The sequence below is a fragment of the Kitasatospora sp. NPDC088160 genome, from assembly GCF_044741445.1.
Lineage (GTDB): Bacteria > Actinomycetota > Actinomycetes > Streptomycetales > Streptomycetaceae > Kitasatospora.
This window is the reverse complement of the sequence record NZ_JBIUSS010000014.1, coordinates 164,968-186,569: the sequence shown is the minus strand read 5'-3', so window position 1 is coordinate 186,569 and position 21,602 is coordinate 164,968. Positions and strand designations below refer to the sequence as shown.

20 protein-coding genes are annotated in these 21,602 nt (G+C 72.6%); 8 read left to right on the top strand and 12 right to left on the bottom strand.

The window, feature by feature from the left end; translation table 11 throughout:
- Positions 1-25 precede the first annotated feature (25 nt).
- Positions 26-1,117: an LLM class flavin-dependent oxidoreductase gene (locus ACIOGZ_RS23165; RefSeq protein WP_363624725.1), complete on the top strand. Its 1,092-nt coding sequence runs from the start codon at positions 26-28 to the stop codon at positions 1,115-1,117.
- Between the two features lie 82 nt (positions 1,118-1,199).
- On the opposite strand, the gene ACIOGZ_RS23160 is transcribed toward ACIOGZ_RS23165, so the two are convergent.
- A complete protein-coding gene (locus ACIOGZ_RS23160; protein WP_363628408.1) occupies positions 1,200-1,772 on the bottom strand; it encodes an RICIN domain-containing protein in 573 nt (190 codons plus the stop codon).
- 203 nt (positions 1,773-1,975) lie between these two features.
- Between ACIOGZ_RS23160 and ACIOGZ_RS23155 the strand changes: the two genes are divergently transcribed.
- Positions 1,976-2,332 carry a hypothetical protein gene (locus ACIOGZ_RS23155; protein WP_363581876.1) on the top strand — a complete coding sequence of 119 codons (357 nt, stop codon included), beginning with the start codon at positions 1,976-1,978 and terminating at the stop codon, positions 2,330-2,332.
- A gap of 7 nt (positions 2,333-2,339) precedes the next feature.
- Here the strand turns inward: ACIOGZ_RS23155 and ACIOGZ_RS23150 are convergent, their stop codons facing one another.
- Positions 2,340-3,098: a helix-turn-helix domain-containing protein gene (locus tag ACIOGZ_RS23150; RefSeq protein ID WP_363581874.1), complete on the bottom strand. Its 759-nt coding sequence runs from the start codon at positions 3,096-3,098 to the stop codon at positions 2,340-2,342.
- Positions 3,099-3,373: 275 nt separating this feature from the next.
- Here ACIOGZ_RS23150 and ACIOGZ_RS23145 point away from each other — a divergent pair, with 275 nt between their 5' ends.
- Together ACIOGZ_RS23145 and ACIOGZ_RS23140 are read left to right on the top strand one after the other, a co-directional pair.
- Positions 3,374-4,177 (top strand): alpha/beta hydrolase, encoded by an 804-nt coding sequence (locus ACIOGZ_RS23145; protein WP_363581872.1) that lies wholly within the window; start codon positions 3,374-3,376, stop codon positions 4,175-4,177.
- A 314-nt stretch (positions 4,178-4,491) separates the two neighbouring features.
- Complete coding sequence (locus ACIOGZ_RS23140; protein WP_400803045.1) at positions 4,492-5,232, top strand: class I SAM-dependent methyltransferase; 741 nt, start codon at positions 4,492-4,494, stop codon at positions 5,230-5,232.
- A 51-nt stretch (positions 5,233-5,283) separates the two neighbouring features.
- Here the strand turns inward: ACIOGZ_RS23140 and ACIOGZ_RS23135 are convergent, their stop codons facing one another.
- Positions 5,284-6,387 carry a trypsin-like serine peptidase gene (locus tag ACIOGZ_RS23135; protein WP_400803048.1) on the bottom strand — a complete coding sequence of 368 codons (1,104 nt, stop codon included), beginning with the start codon at positions 6,385-6,387 and terminating at the stop codon, positions 5,284-5,286.
- A 149-nt stretch (positions 6,388-6,536) separates the two neighbouring features.
- Positions 6,537-7,502, bottom strand: coding sequence for an AraC family transcriptional regulator (locus tag ACIOGZ_RS23130; protein ID WP_400987026.1), 966 nt, complete (start codon positions 7,500-7,502; stop codon positions 6,537-6,539).
- Between the two features lie 197 nt (positions 7,503-7,699).
- Here ACIOGZ_RS23130 and ACIOGZ_RS23125 point away from each other — a divergent pair, with 197 nt between their 5' ends.
- The 3 genes from ACIOGZ_RS23125 (at position 7,700) to ACIOGZ_RS23115 (ending at position 11,924) form a co-directional block, all read left to right on the top strand.
- The gene (locus tag ACIOGZ_RS23125; protein ID WP_400803054.1) at positions 7,700-8,080 is read left to right on the top strand and encodes a YybH family protein; all 381 of its coding nucleotides are present in this window, start codon (positions 7,700-7,702) and stop codon (positions 8,078-8,080) included.
- A gap of 188 nt (positions 8,081-8,268) precedes the next feature.
- A complete protein-coding gene (locus ACIOGZ_RS23120; protein ID WP_400803055.1) occupies positions 8,269-10,140 on the top strand; it encodes an ABC transporter transmembrane domain-containing protein in 1,872 nt (623 codons plus the stop codon).
- The gene (locus ACIOGZ_RS23115; RefSeq protein WP_400843322.1) at positions 10,137-11,924 is read left to right on the top strand and encodes an ABC transporter ATP-binding protein; all 1,788 of its coding nucleotides are present in this window, start codon (positions 10,137-10,139) and stop codon (positions 11,922-11,924) included. Before ACIOGZ_RS23120 ends, ACIOGZ_RS23115 begins: the two co-directional genes overlap by 4 nt.
- Before the next feature lie 37 nt (positions 11,925-11,961).
- Here the strand turns inward: ACIOGZ_RS23115 and ACIOGZ_RS23110 are convergent, their stop codons facing one another.
- On the bottom strand, positions 11,962-12,375 hold the full coding sequence (locus ACIOGZ_RS23110; protein WP_400987024.1) for a cupin domain-containing protein: 414 nt from the start codon (positions 12,373-12,375) through the stop codon (positions 11,962-11,964).
- Positions 12,376-12,467: 92 nt separating this feature from the next.
- Between ACIOGZ_RS23110 and ACIOGZ_RS23105 the strand changes: the two genes are divergently transcribed.
- Positions 12,468-13,130: a TetR/AcrR family transcriptional regulator gene (locus tag ACIOGZ_RS23105; protein WP_400803063.1), complete on the top strand. Its 663-nt coding sequence runs from the start codon at positions 12,468-12,470 to the stop codon at positions 13,128-13,130.
- 28 nt (positions 13,131-13,158) lie between these two features.
- Here the strand turns inward: ACIOGZ_RS23105 and ACIOGZ_RS23100 are convergent, their stop codons facing one another.
- From ACIOGZ_RS23100 to amrS, 7 genes are all read right to left on the bottom strand, one after another.
- Positions 13,159-14,346, bottom strand: coding sequence for an SPFH domain-containing protein (locus tag ACIOGZ_RS23100; RefSeq protein WP_363581854.1), 1,188 nt, complete (start codon positions 14,344-14,346; stop codon positions 13,159-13,161).
- Between the two features lie 37 nt (positions 14,347-14,383).
- A complete protein-coding gene (locus ACIOGZ_RS23095; protein ID WP_350880803.1) occupies positions 14,384-14,620 on the bottom strand; it encodes a hypothetical protein in 237 nt (78 codons plus the stop codon).
- A gap of 258 nt (positions 14,621-14,878) precedes the next feature.
- The gene (locus ACIOGZ_RS23090; RefSeq protein WP_208869047.1) at positions 14,879-15,559 is read right to left on the bottom strand and encodes a YitT family protein; all 681 of its coding nucleotides are present in this window, start codon (positions 15,557-15,559) and stop codon (positions 14,879-14,881) included.
- A gap of 180 nt (positions 15,560-15,739) precedes the next feature.
- Positions 15,740-16,372: a LysE family transporter gene (locus tag ACIOGZ_RS23085; RefSeq protein WP_363624704.1), complete on the bottom strand. Its 633-nt coding sequence runs from the start codon at positions 16,370-16,372 to the stop codon at positions 15,740-15,742.
- 168 nt (positions 16,373-16,540) lie between these two features.
- Positions 16,541-17,839, bottom strand: coding sequence for a coproporphyrinogen-III oxidase family protein (locus ACIOGZ_RS23080; RefSeq protein ID WP_363624702.1), 1,299 nt, complete (start codon positions 17,837-17,839; stop codon positions 16,541-16,543).
- A 65-nt stretch (positions 17,840-17,904) separates the two neighbouring features.
- Entirely contained in the window at positions 17,905-19,410 is a 1,506-nt protein-coding gene (locus tag ACIOGZ_RS23075; protein WP_400803068.1) for a radical SAM protein, read from the bottom strand.
- A 35-nt stretch (positions 19,411-19,445) separates the two neighbouring features.
- Complete coding sequence (gene amrS, locus ACIOGZ_RS23070) at positions 19,446-20,882, bottom strand: AmmeMemoRadiSam system radical SAM enzyme (RefSeq protein ID WP_400987023.1); 1,437 nt, start codon at positions 20,880-20,882, stop codon at positions 19,446-19,448.
- Positions 20,883-21,602: the final 720 nt, after the last annotated feature.

Below are 21,602 nucleotides of genomic sequence, written 5' to 3'. Positions count from 1 at the left end.
CGACGCTCACGACCGGAGGAGAGCCGTGCCACTCGAAATCCGCGGCGGGGTCCGCGCCGCACCCGTTCCCGGCCACACCGCGCAGGAACGCCAGGCCCTGCGCTGGGCCCCCGACGGCCGCGACCGCACCGCCGACCCCGCGTACGTCGCCCGCACCGCGCGGGAGAACGAGGAGGACGGGCTGGACAGCGCCCTGGTGGTGCAGTCCAGTTCGTGGCCCGACCCGTGGCTGGTGGCCTCCTGGGCCCTGGCCGCCACCACACGGCTCCGCATCGCGGTCGCCCACCGGGTCGGCACCACCGCGCCGACCGTCGCCGCCCGCTCCCTCGCGACCCTGGACCGCCTCTCCGGCGGGCGGGCGGCGGCCCACGTCATCATCGGCTCCAGCGACCACGACACGGCCCGCGACGGCGACCTCCTGGACAAGCAGGAGCGCTACCGCAGGGCCGACGAGTACCTCGACCTGTTCACCCGCTACCTCGCCGCCGACCAGGACATCGACCACAAGGGCGAGTTCTACACCGTGTCCGCCGCCCGGCCCGGCCTGCACCCCAGACCCGGCGGCGAGCTGCTCTCCTTCGGCGGCTCGTCACCGCAGGGCCTCGACCTGGCGGCCCGCTACGCGGAGGTCTACGCCGTCAGCCCGCTGCCGCTGCCGGACACCCGTCGGCGGATAGCCCAGGTCCGCACCGCCGCCGCCGCGCACGGCCGGACCCTGCGGATCTGGCGGCACGTCACCGTCGTCCTCGCCGACACCGACGAGGCGGCCCGCGACCGCGTCCGCCGGCTGCGCCGCGACGCCCTCCGCCTCACCTCCGGCGGCGGCGGACCCTGGACGGAAGCCGTCCAGCTCGACCGCGACCGCGAGCGCGGCCGCTCCGACCCCTCCCGGGGCGACGAGCAGGTCGCCGCCTACATCCGCCGCTCGCTCACCGCCGCGTACGCCGGCTCCCCCGCCACCGTCGCCGCCCGCATCGGCCTGCTCCGCTCGGCCGGCGTGGACATCGTCCAGCTCGACCTCCCCGTCGAGACCGACCAGGACCGCGAGCTGCGGCGCAGCCTCGTCCGCCACCTCCGCACCGGCCTGGGCACCCCCGCCGACCGCCGCGTCTGGTGACCGGCGCCCCCCGTTCGGCCGGGGCCGAGGCGATCACCGCCTCGACCCCGGCCACGCCGGTCCCCGGACAGGGCCCAGATGTCTAGATGTTGGGGTTGATCGGACGGTCGCTGTCGGAGTGGTGCCAGTCGAACTCCTGGGTCTGCCCCATGCTCGCGTTCCGCCCCAGCGTCCAGAGTCCGTAGGAGTTCCGCGGGCCCTGGTTGCCGACGTAGGTCAGGCAGGCACCGACGGCGTTGCACACGCCGCGGTCGGTGCCGAACGTCCAACGCTGCTTCGGGTCGCCCCCGTTGCACCCCACCGCCGTGGCGCCCGGGCTGTCGGACGGGCCGCTCGGGACGTGGCCCGACAGACAGCGGCCGTCGTTGGTGCTGTGGATGAGGCCGTCCTCCGAGACGAACCAGAACTGGTTCCAGGAGCCGTCGCACGGCCGCAGGACGACCGGCCGGCCGTCGCCGTTGGTCTGCCGGTACTCGTCCATGCAGTAGTAGGTGCCGTTGGGGCCGCCGTTGGCCGGGCGGGCGAGCGCGGCGAGGTAACCGTAGGCGTAGGGCTGCGGATTGGCGGGGTCGGCCTGCGCGGCGGCGACGGGCAACGAGACGCTCAGGCCGATCGCGAGTGCCAGGGCTGAGACGATCTTTCGGGCGGACTTCATGAGGTCCGACACCTCCCTCTCTGACGTCGTGTCACTGCGGAATGCGGCCATCCTGGCAGCGGAGTTGAGGGCCTGGGCAGCTTTCCGAACGATCCCGAACAAACGGGAGTGTATGGATTTCGCCATTTGATTCACCTCAGTTGACAGGAACCCCCGGCGCGAAGAGGCTGTTCACGCAGGCCCGGCGGGGGGAGGACAGAGCGTTGACCTGGTCACCTATGCGCACCACGGCGGCCCCGTGCTCCTGCCGGGCCGCCGAGGTCAACTCCGCTGCGACGCTAGCCCGTTCGCACTCCTTGGACGCGCTCGCCGAGTCCCTCACCCTGCTCAGGCAGGAGGCCGGCAGCCCCTCCTACTCGACCATCGTCCGGCGGATCAGCTCCGTCCGGGCAGCCCGCGGCGTCCCGGCCGGGGAACGCACACCCGGGCGGATCACCGTCTACGACTGCTTCCGCAGCGGACGCCAACGCCTGGACGTCGAACTGCTCTCCGACATCGTCCAGGCCCTCGGCGCGGACCCGGGCCCCTGGCGCCGCGCCTACCGCGCCGCCTCCCGGTGACCGCCGGCTATCCGTGGTCCGGACGCGGAGCGGCCGGTCCGGACGGGGTCGCCTCGGGCTTCGCGTGGAGGATCTCGCGGGCCTGCTCCGCCGCGCGGACGATGCTCTCGGAGACGAAGTCGACGAAACGGGCGATGTTCTCCAGGCGGGTGGCGGCCGGGGTCTGCGGGCCGAGGACGCCGACGCCCTGCCGCGCGACCTCGACGAGGTGGGCGGTGGCGCGGGCGCTGGCCATCATCGACTGGTACCAGACGTCGTCGTCGACGACGTAGCGCTCGCGGCGGCGCTCGTCGCGCTCCCGGCGGACGAGGCCCTGGCCGTCGAGGAACGCGATCGCCTTGGAGATCGACGGCGGGCTGACCTGGAGGTGCCGGGCGAGTTCGGACGCGGTGAGGCTGCCGCTGTCGGTGAGGGTGAGGCAGGCCAGCACCCGGGCCGTCATCTTGGGCATGCCGGAGGCCATCAGGACGGTGGTGTACGTCTCCTGGTACTCGCGCACGGCCTCGGCATCGCGCCCGTGGGCCTGCGGGGGCGCCTCCGGCCCCCGGGGCGCGGCCGGCCTGCGCCGCTGGGCGCGGCGGCGTTCGGTCGCCCGGTGGGCCAGGTCGGCACGGTAGGCAGTGGGGCCGCCGTTGCGCATCACCTCGCGCGTGACCGTCGAGGTGGGGCGGTCGAGACGCCTGGCGATCTCCGCGTAGGCGAGGCCGTCGGCCATCCCCAGCGCGATCTGCTGGCGTTCCTGCTGAGTGAGCCTGCCTCCCGGCACCGCGATTCTCCCTTCACGCTTCCCCGAATGCCCTCACCATAGCGTTCACTCCCATTCCAGTGCAACGAACACGGTGGCTGACGTTGCGTTAAATTCAAGGCCACTGCAACGATAATCGCGTCTTCACCTGCACCAATGCTGATTACGAGCAACGAACTGGTTGCCGCCATCCGTGAAGGCAACGTAGCGTTTCCATCATCAGAAACAACGAACCGCAGCAGAGCGGCCCTCGGCAACCCGCCACCCCCGCATCCGCACCCGGAAGAAGGCACACCATGACCATCGAGCAGCCCGCCTGGACCGGCATGGTCTCCGTCGACGACACCGCCCTGGCCGTGACCGACACCGGCGGGCCCGGCCGTCCCGTGGTCTACCTCAACGGCTCCTACGCCGACCAGTCGCACTGGCGGCGCGTCATCGCCGACCTCGGCGACGACTACCGGCACATCACCTTCGACGAGCGCGCCCGTGGCAAGTCGAAGCGCTCGGCGGACTACTCGTTCGAAGCGTGCCTGCGCGACGTCGACGCCGTCCTCGCCGCGAGGGGCGTGGACCGGCCGATCCTGGTGGGCTGGTCCTACGGCGCGATGCTCGCGGTGCACTGGGCCGCCCGGCACCCGGACCGCGTCCTCGGGGCGGTGTCCGTGGACGGCGCGTTCCCGCACGAGTGGCTCGACGACGCCACCCGGGAGCAGGTCCGCAAGCTGTTCCGCCGGCTGAGCCCGCTGTTCCCGATCGCCCGCCGACTCGGCATGGCCGCGCGGATGAGCGCCGAGCAGCACGCCGAGATCAACCTCGAAATCAACGAGCTCTGCGCGCCCGCCGCCCTCGACCCGGTCTTCGACCGGGTGACCGCACCGGTCCGGTACGTGGTCGCCTCGGGCGGCAACCTGGGCGGCGAGGCGAAGCTGATGGAACAGATCCGCACCAACCTCGACCCGGTGCTCGCCCGCAACCCGAACATCCGGGTCAGCACGAAGGTCGCGAGCAACCACTCCAAGATCCTGCGCAAGGACTTCCACGCCATCGCCGACACGGTCCGCGACCTCGCCGCCACCCCCGCGAGCGTGACCGGCTGAGCCTCGCGCCGACCCTGCGGGGTCACCGCCCCTGCGGGGTCACCGCGACGCGCTCGCACGGCGGGGCGGCCGTTCGGGCGAACTTCCCTCGGAATTACCGCATTCGGGTGACTCGCGGCCGGCCTCGCCCGCCGGGGTCGTTAGCGTGACTGACCGTCATCGGCCGTCCGGTCGGGCGGAGCTGCGCGCAGCTCGGGGGTTCAGGGAAAGCCGGGGGCGCAGGCCTTCGCGGATTCCCTATGCGCCTCCACGCGCCGCTCGCCGTCCGGGGCCGATCCCGACACCGTGCTCCACCAGCTGGGAGGTTCTCCGCCATGCCCGTGTCGAGTCGGTACCTGAACGCCTGGGAGGGCTTCTGGCGCGACGCACCGGCGGAGGCCGGCGCGGTGATCTGGGACGCGGAGCCGGCGCTCACCGCGAGCGTGCACCTCGCGCTGTTCGACCCCTACCTCGCCGACCCGGCGCTGCCCGTCGTCGACGTCGGCTGCGGCAACGGCACCCAGACCCGCTTCCTCGCCGAGCGCTTCGGCCGCGTCCTCGGGGTCGACCTGTCCACCGCCGCCGTGGAGCTCGCCCGCACCCAGCATCCGGACGGGCGGGCCGAGTTCACCCAGCTCGATGCCACCGACGGGCCGGGCGTCCGGGAGCTGCACGCCCGGCTCGGCGATGCCAACGTGTATGTGCGCGGCCTGATCCACCAGTCCGAACCGGCCGACCGCCAGCCGGTCGCCGACGCCATCGCCACCCTGGTCGGGGATCGCGGCCGGGCGTTCGTCGTCGAGCTGTCCGCGTCGGCGAAGGCCGTCCTGGCCGGCCTCGCCCAGAGCCCGCAGGGCCCTCCCCCGAAGCTGCGCCCCGTCTTCGAGCACGGCCTCGCCCCCGCCGAGGTCGTCGACTCGGATTTCGGCGAGCTGTTCCGCACCGCCGGGCTCACCGTCCTCGCCTCCGGCGAACTGCCCTTGTTCCTCACCGAGTTCGCGCCCGACGGCAGCCGGATCGACCTTCCGTCCCACTGGCTGGTGGTGGGCGCGGACGGCGCCGCACCCCAAAGGTGACCTGGTGGGGGCGGTCGGTGGAGTTCCACCGACCGCCCCCACCAGGCGGTGTCAGCCGGCGATCCGGGCGCTTTCGGCCGCCTTGTACAGCGGCTTCGTGATCGCGGAGGTGAACTGCGGGCCGACCAGGTGCCGGGTGCAGGAGGTGTCGCCGAAGTCGCAGACCCGGCCCGAGGAGTCGAAGGACGGGCCCTGGGTGTTGTCGCCCACCACGGTGCCGATCCCCGAGGACGGGTCGAAGTCGGCGATCCGGGGGCCGCCGCTGGAACCGCCGCCCATCACGCAGGGGGCGCCCCACTCACCCGGGGGCACCGGGTGGCCAGGGAAGCCGGGGTGCTCGCGGGTCTGCCCCGCGCAGTAGGCGAGCCGGGCCCCGGTGTATTCGGGCAGGCCCTGGCGCGCCGGATCGCCCGACGCCGCACGCGGGTAGCCGAACTCGTGGACCTTCGCGCTGCCCGGCCGGTCGAAGCCGATGCGCTGCGCGGCGCCGACGGCGTCCTGGACCCGCTTGCCCTCGGCGTTGCCGTTCAGGACCAGGAACGCCTGGTCGTAGGCGGAGTACTTGCCGTCCTGCTGGTCGTTGAGGAGCCAGGTGGCGTGGACGACCCCGGTGCGGGCGACGAACGTGCCGTACGGGGCGGTGCCGTCGTGGTAGCCGGGGACGAACATCGAGTTCGTCAGCCACTCGTTGTTCTCACCGAGCAGGTCGGTGTTGTTGACGCAGTGCGCCGCCGTGACGACGGTGCTGCGGTTGGCGCTGCCGACGACGGTCGCGGTGCAGCTCCCGTCCTCGCCGTGGTCGGTGAAGAAGAGCCGGCCCACCGTCTTGCTCAGGGTGGCGGAGCCGGTCCACGGAGCCCCATCGGGGCCGCTCTTGGGTGGGTTGCCGGAGGACGGCTGGGTCAGGGCGGCCATCCGCTCCGGGGTCCAGTAGTCCAGGACGGCCTGCTGCTGCGCGGGCGTGACCGCCTCCGGGTGGACGGCCACCTGGCTGGTGGCGGCCCCGTCCTGCGGCGCGGCCCCTGCGGGCGCCGCCAGCGCGAGGCCGGCGGCCACCACGAGGGCGGTCAGGAGGACTCGGCCGCGCGCTCGGCCGCGGGCCCGGTCGTGGTTCCGGTTGTGCTGACTGCTGGTCTGGCCATAGGTAGGTGGCATGCGTCGCACGGTAGGAGCGGGATGTCAGGTTCCTGTCGAGGAGGCGTTTCATCCGTCCATCGGTCACGTCAGGTTCCCGTGTGGAGCGCGTCTCATCCGTGTATCGGCCATGAGGATCTCAGGCCCCGTCACCGCTGGGCGGGGTGGAATCATCGCTGGGCCCGGCGGAAGTCGCCCGGGGTGCGGCCGGTCTCGCGGGCGAAGAACTTGCCGAAGTTGGTGGCCTCGGTGAAACCGAGCGCGCGACCGATCGCGGCCACGGGCAGGTCGGTGTGGGCGAGCAGCCGCTGTGCCTGTAGGGCGACGCGGGCGTCGGCGAGTTGCTTGGCGCTGCGGCCGGTGGCGGCCAGGCAGGCGCGGGTCAGGGTGCGCGGGGAGTAGCCGAGCCGCGCGGCGTAGTCCTCGACGGAGCGGGTGGCGGCGAAGGAGCGTTCCAGTTCGCGGCGGAAGGCGGGGTAGACCCCGGCACCGGGTGGGGAGAGGGCGGGGCGTCCGGCCGGGTCCGGGAGGCGCACCATGCGGATGAGCAGCGCGCCGAGGAGCTGGCGCAGCAGCACTCCGGTCAGCTCGGCATCGACATCAGCATCGGCATCGGCATCGGCATCGGCATCGGCATCGGCATCGACGGGCGCTGTCGGGCCGGGGGCCTGCCCGTCCCGCAGCCTCCGGTACTCCGTGTCCAGTTCCGTCACGGCGCGGTCGAAGGCGTCGAGCTCGGCCGGCGGCAGGAGCCGTGCGACGGGGCCGAACCCGTCGAGCATCTGCTGCGTCGCGGGCAGCGGCGGCGGGAAGTCGGCGGTGAACAGCAGCAGGACGGCGTCAAGGTCCGCGGGGCGGCCGTTCGCGTCCGAGGGCAGGCGCTGCACCTGGCCGGGCCGCAGGTGCAGCAGTGTGCCGCGGGTGCACGGGTAGGTGACGAAATCGACCATGGCGGTGCCCTCGCCTCCGCGCACCAGGATGAGCTGGTGGAAGTCCAGGCGGCTCGGCCGGCGGGCGACCGCGCTCTTCAGGCGCGGTTTCAGCGCGTCGAAGGTCAGCACCTCGATGCCGGTCCGCAAGCGGTCGGGGTTGTCGTAGGCGATGTCGACGACGTCGCGCTGTCCACTTTCGACCATGTCGAGTCCCGACTCTACCTCGCCCGAGGGGTGGCTGCGGCGGCATCGTGGAGTCACGGCCGAACGGCGGGCACCGCAGCGAACACCGCAGCGGGCGCCGCACCGGGCGCACGCCCGGCAGCACAGCGAGCACCACACCGGGCGCCGCGCCGAAGGGCCGTCACCACCACCCGTTCCCGACCTGAGGACCCCTCACCATGCTCCCTGTCATCACCGACCCCACGCAGCTGCCGACCGTGTTCCAGGACGCGCTGAACGCCGGCGACGTCGACCACGTGCTGGCCCTGTTCGCCGAAGGTGCCGCCATGCGCACGGTGGCCGGCGAGCTCCTCACCGGCGTCGAGGCACTGCGTGCGGAGATCGGCGGAACCGTCGCCGCCCGCGGCAGGCTGACGAACGTCCCGCGGCACAAGGTCATCGGCGCGGACACGGCCCTCCTGGTCACCGACTGGACCCTGGAGATCGACGGCCCCGACGGCGATCGGATCGCCCCCACCGGCACCACCGCCAACATCGCCCGCCGCGACGCCGACGGCGGCTGGCGCTTCACCGTCCTCAACCCGCGCGGCATCGCCTGAGCCGTGCCGCCCCGCAACCTGGCGGCCCCCGGCGCCGGGTGAGCGCTTCGGGGGGCGGCAGGCCCGCCGCCCCCCGACCTGTGGGTGCGTCAGTTCCGTGGTGGGGCGGTCTGCCAGACTCCGGGAATGAGACATCAGCGAATCCTGGACCAGTTCGCGGCTCGGGGGCCCGTCCGAGGGCAGGCGGGATGACCGGCGCCGGACCGGACCTGCCCGCGGGTGCGCGCCGGGTCCCCTACCGCGATCCCGGGGTGCCGGACCACCGGAGTCCGCTGCGCTTCCTCTGGTGGCTGGTGCGCAGGCAGCGCGGCCGCGTACTGCTCGGCGCGACCTGGGGCAGCCTGTGGATGTGCGCCCTGATGCTGCCGCCCTACCTGATGTCCAGGACGATCGACGAGGGCCTCCGGGCCCGCGACAGCGGCGCGCTGGTCTTCTGGGTGTCGGCCGTCCTCGCGGTCGGCGCGCTCATCGCCGTCCTCGGGATCCTGCGGCACCGCACCATGACCTTCATCCGGGTGGACGCCGCGTACCGCACCGTCCAGGTCATCGCCCGGCACGTCAACCGGCTGGGGACGACGCTGCCGCGCCAGGTGTCGGCCGGCGAGCTGACCCACCTCCAGGCCGGCGACATCGGCCGGATCGCGCAGACACTGACCATCACCGGGCCCGGCGTCGGCGCGGTCATCGCCTACCTCGCCACCGCCGTCCTGCTGGTCCGGATCTCCGTCCTGCTCGCGGCGGTGATCCTCCTCGGGGTGCCGCTGCTGGCCCTCACCGTCGGCCCGCTGCTGGGGAAGCTGCACGGCGCCGAGGGAAGCTACCGCGAGCAGCAGGGGGAGCTGACGGCCCTGGCCGGCGACCTGGTCGCCGGGCTGGGCGTGCTGAACGGCATCGGCGGCAAGCCGATGTTCGCCCGGCGCTACCGGGAGCGCTCGCAGGCCCTCGTGCCGCTCGGCTACCGGGTGGCCTCGTTCACCAGTTGGGTGCAGGCGCTCGGCGCCTGCCTGCCGGTGGTCTTCCTGGCCGTGGTGACCTGGCTCAGCGCCCGGATGGCGGCCGCCGGTTCGATCACGGTCGGTGAACTCGTCTCCGTCTACGGCTACGTGGCGGCCCTGCTGGTGCCCGTCTCCGCCTTCATCGAGGGCGCGGACGACCTGCCGCGCGGGCTGGTCTCCGCCCGCCGGGTCACCGACATCCTGGCGCTGCGGCCGGATTCGACGCGCAGCCGGACACTGACGGACCCGCCGGAAGCGCCGGCGGTGCTGAGCGACCCCGACTCCGGCCTGCTGCTGCGGCCCGGGCGGCTCACCGCGCTGGCCGCCGCCCGGCCCGAGGAGGCCCGGGCCGTCGTCGAACGGCTGGCCGGCTACACCGACTCGGACGCCACCTGGGGCGACACCAGGCTGTCCGACTGGGTGCCCGCCGAGCTGCGGCGCCACGTCCTGGTGTCGGACGACGACGCGTACCTGTTCGGCGGCACGCTCCGTTCCGCGGTGTCGATCCGCGGCGACCGCATCGAGGAGGAACTGCGGCGCGCCCTGCACGCCGCCGCGGCCGAGGACATCGTCGACGCCCTGCCGGGCGGCCTGGACGCGCCGCTCGACGACCGCGCCGGCAACGTCTCGGGCGGGCAGCGCCAACGGCTGCGGCTGGCCCGCGCGCTGCTGGCCGATCCCGAGATACTGCTGCTGGTCGAGCCCACCTCGGCGCTGGACGCGCTCACCGAGGCGGCTGTGGCGGCCCGGATCGGCGCCGTACGCGGCGGCCGGACCACCCTGGTCGTCAGCACCTCCCCCCTGGTACTCGGCCGCGCCGACGAGGTGGTCCACCTGGTGGACGGCAAGGTCCGGGCCACCGGCACCCACGGCGAGCTGCTGGCCCGCGACCCCGGCTACGCGGCGCTGGTGTTCCGCGGCAGCACCGGCGCCCGCCCGGCGGGCGCCGCGACCGACGACCGCCCGCGGACCATCCCGGCAGGCGCCGACCGCCCCGCGAGCGTCACGACCGACGACCACCCGCGGAGCGTCGCCGCGGGCACCGAGGAAGGACTGGCCCGATGAGCGACCCCGACGGCCCCGACGGCCCCGACGACCGCCACGCCCCCCACCGCCTCCCGGTCGCCGACACCGCGACGGTGCGCCGGGCCAGTTGGCGCCTGCTGGCGGACGACGGCCGGGCGATGGGCGCGATCGTCGCCCTCACCTGCCTCGCCGCCCTCGCGGGCGTCGCCGGGCCGTGGCTGCTGGGCCGCATCGTCACCCGGGTCGAGAACGGCGAGCTGACGGTCGGCCAGGTGGACGGCTTCGCCGCGGCGGTCCTGGGGTTCGCCCTCGCCCAGCTGGTGCTCACCCGCTACGCCCGCCGCCTCTCCCACCGGTTCGGCGAACGCGCCCTGGCCCGGCTCCGCGAGGAGGTCGTCGAGCGGACGCTCGCGCTGCCCGGGCGGTACGCGGAACGGGTCGGCGCCGGTGACCTGGTGACCCGCTCCTCGCTGGACGTGGGCACCGTGGCCGCCACCCTGCGCAACGCGGCCCCGGACGTCTTCATCGCCGTCGTCCAGGTGCTGGTCATCCTCACCGCGACGTTCCTGCTCGACCCGCTGATCGGGCTCTGCGCCCTGGTGGGCCTGCCGATCGTCTGGGCGGTGAGCCGCTGGTACCTGTCCCGGGCCCGGGAGGCCTACCTCGCCGAGGGGGCCGCGGCGGGCGGGGTCACCGAGGTCCTCAACTCCACCGCCCACGGCGCCCGGACCATCGAGGCGTACGGGGTCGGGGCGCGCCAGGACGGCGTGGTCGACCGGGCCGTCGACACCGCCTACCGGGCCCGGGTGCGCACCCTGTTCCTGCGGACCGTGCTGTTCCCGGTCACCGAGTTCGCGCACGCGCTGCCGACGGCCCTCATCCTGCTGGTGGGCGGCCTCGGCTACCTCCACGGCTCGGTGACGCTGGGCGCGGTGGTGGCGGGCGGCCTCTACATGTGGCAGCTCGTCGACCCGCTGGACCGGGCGCTCAACTGGGTCGAGCAACTGCAGAGCAGCGGTGCGTCGTTCGCCCGCATCAAGGGCGTCGGCCTGGTGTCGCAGGAGCCGCCGGCCACCGGCCCGCGCCCCGCCGACGACCGGATCGAGGCCGTCGGCGTGCGGTACTCCTACACCGGCTCGCACGACGTGCTGACGGACGTCGACCTGGTGGTCCGGCCGGGCGAGCGGCTGGCCGTGGTCGGCCCGTCCGGCGCCGGCAAGTCGACCCTCGGCAAGCTGCTCGCCGGCGTCGACGCCCCGGACGCGGGGCGGATCCTGGTCGGCGGCGTGCCGGTCGCGGACCTCGCCGCGGCGGGCGAGCTGGGCAACCGCGTCGTCCTCATCACCCAGCAGCACCACGTCTTCATGGGAACGCTCCGGGAGAACATGACGCTGGCCGCCCCGGACGCCGAGGACGCGGCGGTCCTGGCCGCGCTCGCCCTGGTGGAGGCGGACTGGGTGCGCGACCTCCCGGACGGGCTGGACTCGCTCCTGGGCACCGGCGGGACCGAACTCGGCGCCGCGCAGGCCCAGCAGCTCACCCTGGCCCGGGTCCAGCTGGCCGATCCGCACACCCTGATCCTGGACGAGGCGACCTCCCTGCTCGACCCGACCACGGCCCGGCAGGCGGAGCGGGCGATGGCGGCCGTGCGCTCCGACCGCACGGTCATCTCCATCGCCCACCGGCTCCAGACCGCGCACGACGCGGACCGGGTCGCCGTCATGGAGGCGGGCCGCATCGTCGAGCTGGGCACCCACGACGAGCTGGTCGCCGCCGGCGGGCGGTACGCGGCGCTCTGGCGGTCGTGGAGCGGGGAGTCCTGACCGGCCCGGCGGCGGTGCCACCGGGCCGCGCCCGCGGTCAGGGGGTATCGGTGCGCTTTTCGAGCCGGGTGCCGTGGCGCAGGGTGAGCGACATCAGGTCGCTGGGGCCGTCGAGTTCGAGGCGGTGCCAGCGGCCCCGGGGGACGACCACGGCGCTGCCGGCGGGCAGCGGCACCATCTCGTCGGCACCTCCCCCCGCGCCGCGCCCGTCCCCGTCCGCGGGGCGGAGGTGGAGCCGCGCGCCGCCGGTGAGGCAGCACACCGCCTCGTCGGCCTCCGGGTGCATCTCCCAGTGGTCGGCGTGGACGTCGGCGTCGGTCTCCACGTGGAAGGCGCCGAGGTGCCAGATGCCCGGCGCGCCGCCGGCCATCTGCCGCCCGGCGGCTCGGACTTCGCCGTCGGGGTGGAAGTGCAGGGCCGAGGCGAACAGGTCGACGACGGTGGGCGTCATGGTGGCGTTCCTTCCGGTCAGCAATTTCTATACGCGTAAGAAAACTAACCCCGCACGACCGCCGCTGTCGACCCCTGGGGAATGATGGACCCATGCCGACCGCACCGCGCAGGACCTCGGGCCGACCGCCCCGCATCTCCCGTGAGCAGGTCGTCGAGGCGGCCCGCCGGATCGTGGCCGAGGAGGGCGTGGACCGGCTGACCATGCGCCGCCTCGCCTCCGAGGTCGGCAGTACGCCGATGGCGCTCTACCACCACGTGCGCGACAAGGAGGAACTGCTCGTCCTGCTGCTGGACGACTACGCGGCGCGGACACTGCGCCGGCCCGAGCTGCCCACCGACCCGCGCGACCGCGTCGTCGGGTCAGCCGCCGCGATCCACGAGGCGCTGGCCGGCTGCCCCTGGATCGTCGAGGTGCTGACCGCCGACGACCTGATGTCCGCGTCCGCGCTGTGGTTCGTCGAGCAGATCGTCGACGGCCTCACCGCGTGCGGCCTCACACCGGAACGCGCCGTCCAGGGGTACCGCACGATCTGGTACTACACCGCCGGCGAGCTGGTGGTCCGGGCGGCGGCGGCCCGGCGGCGCGCGGACGACGAGCGCGCCACCTACCGGGAGCAGGTTTTCGGCGGCCTCGACCCGGACGAACTCCCCCGCCTCGCACAGGTCGCGGACCGCTGGGCCCCGCTGACCACCGACGACACCTACCTGGACGGCCTGCGGGCCCTGGTGGACGGCCTCGTCGCCGCCCGTTGACGCCCCGGCCCGCAGGCCCCGGCGCGCCTCAGGTCCGTTCCGGGAAGCGGGGCTTGGACTTGCCGTCGCCGAACGGGCCGGTCGAGTGCTGGAGCGAGTGCAGGATGGCGAGGCCCTGGCTGACGATGCCCGCCGCCATCTGGTTGACCCCGTCGCTGCCGTTGAGGACGGTGAGCTCCGCTCCCGACATGCCACGGGCCGCCGCGTCGGCGAGGGCCGGCAGGTTCTCCACGATCCGGTTGGCCGCGATGAGCTCCTGGTTGCCGCCGCGCAGGGAGTCGGCCCGGGCGGTGTTGGCGTCCGCCTGCGCCTGGGCGAGCGCCCGCTCGCTGTAGGCGCTGCCGTCCGCCTCGAACTTCACCCGGTCACGGGCGGCCTCGGCCAGCGTCCGCTGCCGGTAGGCCTCGGCGTCCGCCGGGCGCCGCACCTCGGCCTCCAGTTGCTGGGCGGCCAGCGCGGCCCGGCGCTGGGCGAGCGAGGTCTGCTCCTCGATGACGTCCTGGGAGGCCCGGGCCTCGGCGAGCGGCCCGGCCTGGGCGGCCCGGGCCCTGGACTGCTCGGTCTCGGCGAGGAACCCGGCCCGTTTGATCGCGGTGTTCCGCTCGTACTCGGCCTTCAGCGCGGCCGCCTGCTGCTCCCGCTCGGTGGCCTCCTGGTCCGCCTTGGCCTGGGCGATCCGGGCCTGGCTGGCGACCGCCGCCGCGTGCGGCGCGGCCAGGTTGTCGATGTACCCGGTCGAGTCCTCGATCTCCTGGATCTGCAGCGCGTCGACCACGATGCCGAGCTTCTCCATCTCGCCGTGGCTGCCCGCCATCACCTCCTGGGCGACCCGGCTGCGCTCCCGGATGATCTGCTCGACGGTCAGCCCGCCGATGATCGAGCGCAGGTGGCCGGCGAAGATCCGGCCGACGAGCTCCTCCATCTGGTCCTGTTCCGAGAGGAAGCGGCGGGCCGCGTTGGCGATCGACACGGCGTCGTCCCCGACCTTGAACACGCAGACCGCGCGCACGGTGAGCCGGATCCCCTGCTGGGTCACGCAGTCCTCGGCGATCTCCGCCTCCCGCAGGGCCAGGGAGAGCATGCGGACCTTCTGCTTGACCGGCAGGACGAGGCTGCCGTGCCCGGTGACGATGCGGAACTGGGTGTCCTGCGCCTGGTGCTTGGACCCGGAGATGAGCATCGCCTCGTTGGGTGCGGGAACGTGCCAGAAGAACATGACCGACCACCTGACCAGCTGGGATCCGAAACCGCGGTTAGGGCGGCAGCAGCTCGACGATCACCGAGCGGGCCGAGATCGCGTCCACCACGACCACCCGGACGTCCCGGCCGACCGGCTCCGAGCACCAAGCCGCGAACACCTCCGAACCACCCCGGAGGGCGACCAGGACCTCGCCCGGGCCGCCCGCCGGAATGGGCACCGTCACCTTGCCGACGGCTCCGACCGGGCTCTGCCGGGAGTCGTCGACCGCGGGCATGCTCTCTCGCGCCACCGGCGCCTCCGGTCCCCGCGTCGCACCACGTCGCACCACGTCCGCCGCACCTGCACCGTGGACGGTCACCGGCCACCACCGCCTCCGAAAGGCCCGGGCCGCCGGGCTCGCCACGGGTCGAGGACACCTGCGGCAACCGCCGGCGGCGGCGGTGCCTCGACCCCTCCCACGGTACTCCGGCAACCGGTCCGCCACCGGCCGACGCCGGAGCGGGCCGGACCGCCGCCGAAGCGGGCCGGACCGCCGGACCGGCGCCGGTCAGGGCACGGCCAGGGCGACCGCGAAGCCGTGGTCCGGAATGTCGAGGAAGCGCCGGTTGAACCGGACGAAGGGCTCGATGAGCAGGTCCACGAAGACCAGGAAGGCCACCGTGCCGATGCCCACCGGGCCTCCCAGCAGCCAGCCGCAGAGCAGCAGCACCCCTTCGATCAGCCCCTTCGCGCACCAGAACGGCCAGGTCCAGCGGTGCCGGATGGTGATCGCCAGCAAGTCGATGGCCCGGATGCCGAAGCCGCTCATGATGATCAGCGCCGAGGCGTAGGCGCACAGCAGCGCGCCGAGCAGCATCAGCGGGTAGCTGCTCAGCCCCAACCAGGCGGCAGGCCGCAGCCATTGGAAGAGGTCGATCAGGCTGCCGCACAGGAAGAAGGTCACGAAGGGCGAGACCACCGGGCGCTTGCGGTTCCACGCCGCCCACGCGCCGATGCACACCACCGCGACGGCCGCCTGGCACAGGCCGATGGTGAGCGGCAGGTGCTTGAGCACGCCCAGCGAGAAGACGTCGAGCGGGTCGGTGCCCAGATCGGACTGGATGAAGAAGTGGGCGCCCGTCGAGAAGACCACGCAGCCGGCCAGGTACACCAGCGCCCTGGGCAGTAACTCCCCCAGCCGCCAAGGCTTTCCGTTCGGATCGACGCCAGGGGGACGGTGGGACGCCATCGGTTCCTCCAGGGGGACGGGCGTCCGGCCCGCTGCCGTCCCCGAGGTGCGGAGGCGGGCGGCGGCGCGGACACCGGGCTGTTCGGAAGCCGGGGCACGCCACCGAACTCCCGTCACACAGCTGGGAGTTCGGCGAAGGACCTCGGTCAGCCGCCGCCCGACGCCGTCACCGCGGCCGGTTCAGGCGAGCGACTGGTAGGCCAGGAAGCCGCCGAAGAGGATGACCCCGATCCCGGCGACCAGGTCGACGCCCTTCAGCAGCCGGGCGCTGAAGCGCCGGCGGAACACCACCACGCCCGTGCTCAGCAGGGTGAACCACAGGAGCGTGCCGCAGCCGACGCCGACCAGCATGGACACCGAGGCGGGCAGCGTCCCGGTGACGTTCGCCGCCGTGGCCGCGGCGAAGGCGGCGGCCCAGTAGCCGATCGTCGCCGGGTTGGAGGCGGTGGCCGCCAGCGCCGTGCGGAACGCCGCCAGCGGGCGGACCACTTCGGGGTTCCGCTCGTCCTCGGTGGCCGCCCGGACCCGGAAGGCGGAGCGCAGCGAGCGCGCGCCGATGTACACCAGCACGGCGGCCCCGGCCAGCCCCAGGGCCGTGCGCAGCGCGGGGACGTCCAGCAGCCTGCCGACCCCGGCGAGGCCCAGGCCGGCGTAGGCGATGTCCACCAGGGCCGCGCCCAGGCCGATCGCCCAGCCGGTCGGGAAGCCGTCGCGCAGGACGCTGCGCACGCACAGCAGGCCGATGGGGCCGAGGGGCAGGGCGACCAGGAAGCCGAGGCTGAGCCCGGCGAACCACGCGGGGAGGATGTTCACCGCGGTCCCCCGCAGGTCACCGCGATCATTCCGGTCCGGTGGAAGTCCGGGCGGAAGTCCCCACGAAAGCCCCGGTGGAAGTCCCGGCTCAAGGCCCGGCGGAAGGCCTGGTGCGAGCACGTGCGCGACAATTCGCTCTGCCCCTCGTCACAACACCCGCCGATCAGGTCACTCGACGAGCTCCGATATGCCGAACCGTACCTCATCCCCTTCGGCGGGACTGAGATCTTCCGGCGCGTAGAACAGCTCGTACACATTGGTCGACAACAACTGACCGAGCCTGGTCAGCGCATACACGTCCGTGCCCCGTTCCTCCAGCCATCCCTTGTCGACGAGCTGCTCGATCTCCGCCCCGAAGACGGCCTCCATGGTGACGCCGAACCGGTCGTGGAAGTCCGGCCGGTTGACCTCGCACATCTTGAGGCCGCGGATCATGACGCGGCGCATTTCCTGTTCCTTGGTGAGGTACGTGGCGAAATCCAGCGGGATTTGACCACTTCCAACCATCTCGTAGTACTTCTTGAGCGGCTTGACGTTGACGAACAGCCGGTCGTGGATCACGCTCTTCGACGAGACGCCGAATCCGATCATCGGCCAGGTCCGCCAGTAGTACTCCAGGAAGCGCGAGTAGTCGGCGCAGCGGTCGGGGTGGTAGTACCCGGTCGAGCTGCGTCGGGCGAAGCCCGCCGCCTCCAGCGCGTCGATGGCGTACTCGTACATCCGGCGCTCGTCCTGCGCCGAGGGGAGCGCCATCTTCCCGGACGTGATGAGCGAGTGGAACGCCGTCTTGGGCCAGATCTCCAGGCCGTAGGCCGTGATGCAGGCCGGTTCGAGTTCGATGGCCCGGTCGACGCTGCGCTTCCAGTCGTCCACGGACTGGCCGGGCAGCGGGAAGATCAGGTCGATGTTGGTGTGCGTGAAACCGCCGTCGACGACGGTGCGGAAGGCGCGTTCGGCAGTGGCGAGGTCGTGCGAGCGGTTGCAGATCTCCAGCAGCCGGTCGTCGAAGGCCTGGACCCCGACGCTGAGCCGGGTGAATCCGGCCTCCCGCATGCGCGCGATCTTGGCCTCGTCGACCGTCGAGGGGTCGAATTCCAGGCCGATCTCCGCGCCCTCGTTGAATTCGAACGATTCCCGGCAGGCGTCCAGCAGCCGGGCCGTCTGGTCGCCGGTGAGGATGCCCGGCGTACCACCGCCGAAATACACCGCGTCGACCCGGAACGCGGGGAAGGCCCGATTGGCGGCGAAGGCGCGGATCTCGCGTTCGAGCACGTCGACGTACTGGGCGAAGTGCTGCTCGTTCCGGTTGATGTAGACGGTGTAGTCGCAGAATCCGCACTTGGTGATGCAGAACGGGACGTGCAGGTAGAGCACCGCGTTCTCGGGGCGGAAGTACTCGTCGTACTCGTGGTGCCGGTATTTGAACGGGTACGTGTGGATGTTCCGTCGGATGATCTTCTCGGCCATCTGCTGTCGCTCCTTCGTCGGGGCCGGCCTGGCGTGGTGGTGGACGGGTCCGGGGGCGGAGGCCGTCAGCAGAGGACCTGGAACGGACGGACGTCGGCGGACGCGTCGAGGTCCGGCCGGTCGTTGGGGACCACCGGGCGCCCGCACGAGACGAAGAGGTCGTCGTAGCGCGCCCGCGACCGCTCGCGGTAGTCGGCGGCGGAGCGGGCCAGCATCTTGACGACCTCCTCCGCGAGCATCAACTGGTACTGGCAGGACTCGGTGTTGAGGACGTTCACGTCGCCCGAGGCCACGTGGTTCTCCTGCCGGCAGCCCCCGCCGCACAGGTAGCGGGCCCAGCAGGACCCGCACACCCGGTGCTCGTCGACGGTGCGCCGCCACTCGGGGTGGTCCCGGGTGAGGCCCTCGGCCCCGGTGCCCACGTCGAAGCCCTGGTCGCCGACCAGGCGGTGGCAGGGGCTGACGCTGCCGTCCGGGGAGTGCGTGTAGTACGTCCGGCCGCCCGAGCAGAACGCCAGCGCCGCCGCGCCCTCGGTGACCATCTGCACGGCCCGCTCGTACTCCAGCACGCCCTTGAACCGGTTGTCGGGGGCGAACAGCCGCGGGTAGTGGACCAGGAAGTCCTTGAACTGCTCCACGATGCCGGGCTGGAGGAAGTGGTTGATGTACTGGATGCCCTTCGGCTCGGACAGCTTCCGGTCCCCCAGCGTGAGGGCGATCGGCACCGTCGTGCCCTGCTCCACCGGGTAGACGCCCGGATAGATCTGGAAGTAGTCGAAGAGGTCGAGCCCCCACAGGTCGAGCACGCTCTCGGTGAGGCTGGGCTGCGCCGTCGCGATGGTCATCCGGGCCACCAGGGTGACGTCGTCGCCGCACGCCTCGCGCAGCCGGAACAGGTTGCGGATGATCCGGTCGTAGGAGCCCTTCCCGTTCTTGGACGGGCGGTTGGCGTCCTGGACCTCGCGGCCGCCGTCGATCGAGACCGAGACGATGAACCGGTGGTCGCGGAACAGTTCCTCGACGCCCTGGGGCATCAGGGTGAGGTTGGTCGAGATCCGGTGGACGAACTCGGTGCCCGAGCGCCCGGCGAGGTCGCGGGCGCGTTCGCAGATCTTGCGGATCACCGTGAAGTTCGCCAGCGGCTCCCCGCCGAAGAACTCGAAGCGGACCCGCTGCCCGGGCGCGGCGTAACGGTGGATGAAGTCGAAGATCCAGGCGATCGAGTGCTCGCCCATCGCCTCGGTGATCCGGCCGTAGTCCCCGCCCTCGGCGAAGCAGTACGTGCAGGCGAGGTTGCACACGTTCGTCAGGTTGACGTTGACCGCGAAGTCGGCGCCGTCGGACAGCGCGCTCTCCCGGAGCCGGATGCGGTTGGCCTCCCGGCCGGTGGCGGCGCCGGCCTGCAACCGCTCCCACGCCCGCCGCTCGTCCAGCCGCAGGTGGTCGACGCCGGAGGCCAGCCGCTCGGCGGTGTCCGCCGGGGCGAGCAGCAGCCGGTGGCTCCCGGTGATGAGGACGGCCGACAGGTCGTCGCTGAACGGCAGGACGCGGTAGTCGGTCCCGTGCCGCATCGGACCCGCCTGCTCCGTCGCGCTCGCGGGCCCGGTCATGACCTAGCGCGGGGCTGGAAGAGCGGCAGCGGCGAGACGTCCTCGTTCAGCGTTCCGGCGGAGGCCTCCACGGTCGGGAAGTGCGCGCGGTCGAAGACCTGGTGGAGGCTGGAGGTGCACTGCGGAGGTACGGCCACCTGGACGCCGACCTCGCCCGCCGTGCTCTTGGCCGCGATGTACCGGAAGCTCTCCTGCGGGGCCAGGTCGATGACCTGCCAGCCCTGCTCCGCGGCCGGGTCGCCGTAGCGGCGGTGGTAGGCCCGAACCGGCGCGGCGGAGGTGTTGCGCACCTGGACGTGCAGGGCGCGGACGTCGCCGTGCCAGTCGAAGCGGGCCAGGTCCAGGCCCTCGGCGGCGGGGAGTTCCGGCACCCGGGCGCGCGGGCGGGCGTCGGGCAGCAGGACGATCGGCGAGCGGGCGCCGCAGCCGATGCAGGCGCCGGCCGCGTCCAGGCCGACCAGGTCGGCGTTCAGGCCGTAGCGGGTGATCTGGAGCTGCCCGCACCGGTGGCACCAGGTGTTGGTCGACTCCGTGTCGTACACGTTCCCCAGGTAGACGTGGTTGAGCCCCATGTCCATGGCGACCTTGCGGGCCCGTTCCAGCCGGTCGACGGGGGTGCGGATGGTGTTGGTCATCTTGTAGTCCGGGTGGAAGCGCACGAAGTGCGTGGGCACGTCGGGGCTGAGCCGCTCGCCGACGAACCTCGCCATGTCCCGGGCGGTCGCCTCGTCGTCGCTGAGGTCGGTGACCATCAGCGTGGAGACCTCGACGTGCTTCCCGGCCCGGAACACCTGCTCGGTGCCCTCCAGGACCGGTTCCAGCCAGCCCTTGGTGATCTTCCGGTAGTACTTCGGGTCCAGGGACTTGATCGACACCGAGAAGATGTCGATCACCGGGATCAGTTCCTCGATCGCCTCGCCGCTGATGAAGAACGCGGACTTGTAGAGGTTGACGATTCCCGCCGCCTTGGCGAGGGCGGCCGTCTCCACCACGAACTCGTGCCACACCACCGGGTCGTTGTAGGTCCAGGAGATCACCTTCACGCTGTGCCGGACGGCGATGTCCACGACCTCCTCGGGCGTGTAGTGGTAGACGTCCTTGTCCTCCACGTGGCGCGCCTGCGACGTCTTCCAGTTGTGGCAGTAGTCGCAGTTGAGCATGCAGCCAACGTTCCCCATCGAGAGGATCCGGGCGCCGGGCGCGTAGTGGAACACCGCCTCGGTCTCGATGGTCTCCTCGGTTGCGTGGACCGAGCGCCCGTAGTTCAGGGTCACCAGGCGGCCGTCCCGGTTGGCCCGGACCATGCAGAATCCGTGCTGGCCGGGGCGGATCCGGCAGTTCCGGGGGCTGAGATGACATCGGACCACGCCGTCGTCCAGGCGTTCCTCCAGCCTGGCGGGGCGCGGTTCCTTGTCCCAGGTGTTCTGCGACATGGCTGTTCCTTCCGTGCGGTGGTACGGACACGGTGGTACGGAGGCGGTGGTGGTACGGCGGCGACGGGTCGGGGCCGGACGGGCAGGGGCGGGCGGCCCGGTGCGGTCGTCCGCGCCGGGCGGGGCCCTCCGGATCAGGCCGTCGCCGGAGGAGGTGCGGTCACGTGCGCGGGGCACGCCGGGACGGGGCGCGCCGGGGCGGCGCGGTCGGGAAACCCGAATTCCCGCACTGTGGTGTGGAATTCGACATCGGCCCGCCCGTACATCCGCCCGTGGTCCGGAACGCCGCTGTCCCGGTGTCTCGCTTTCACCGGGCGGGCCGGTTCCGCGCGGGTTTCCGCGGTCACGAACGTCAAGCGGATCTCACTTTCCCTCATGACGAAGCCACTGCTGAGAAAAACGCCTCGTGAAGAGGCCGAAGCGGAGCGGGAGTTCGGTGAGAAATTCGCCAACTGCGATGAGCTTCGGCGTATGGGCTCCCGCCTGTCAAGAAGTCCGCGTGCCGCCCGATCCGGCCAACACCGGGAAGCGGACAGCGCCCTCCGGTCACGGCGGGGAGCAGGTTAGGCAAGCCTCACAAACGGTGATCTCGCGCCTGCCCAGCGGGTTCCCGGGCCGGGGAACGGCGGGGGCCGATCCGGCGGGGCGGCGCGGCCGGGATCGCCCGGTGCGGGAGGAGGGCCGAAAATCGCCGCCGATCGGTGGAATACCTGCCGCCAC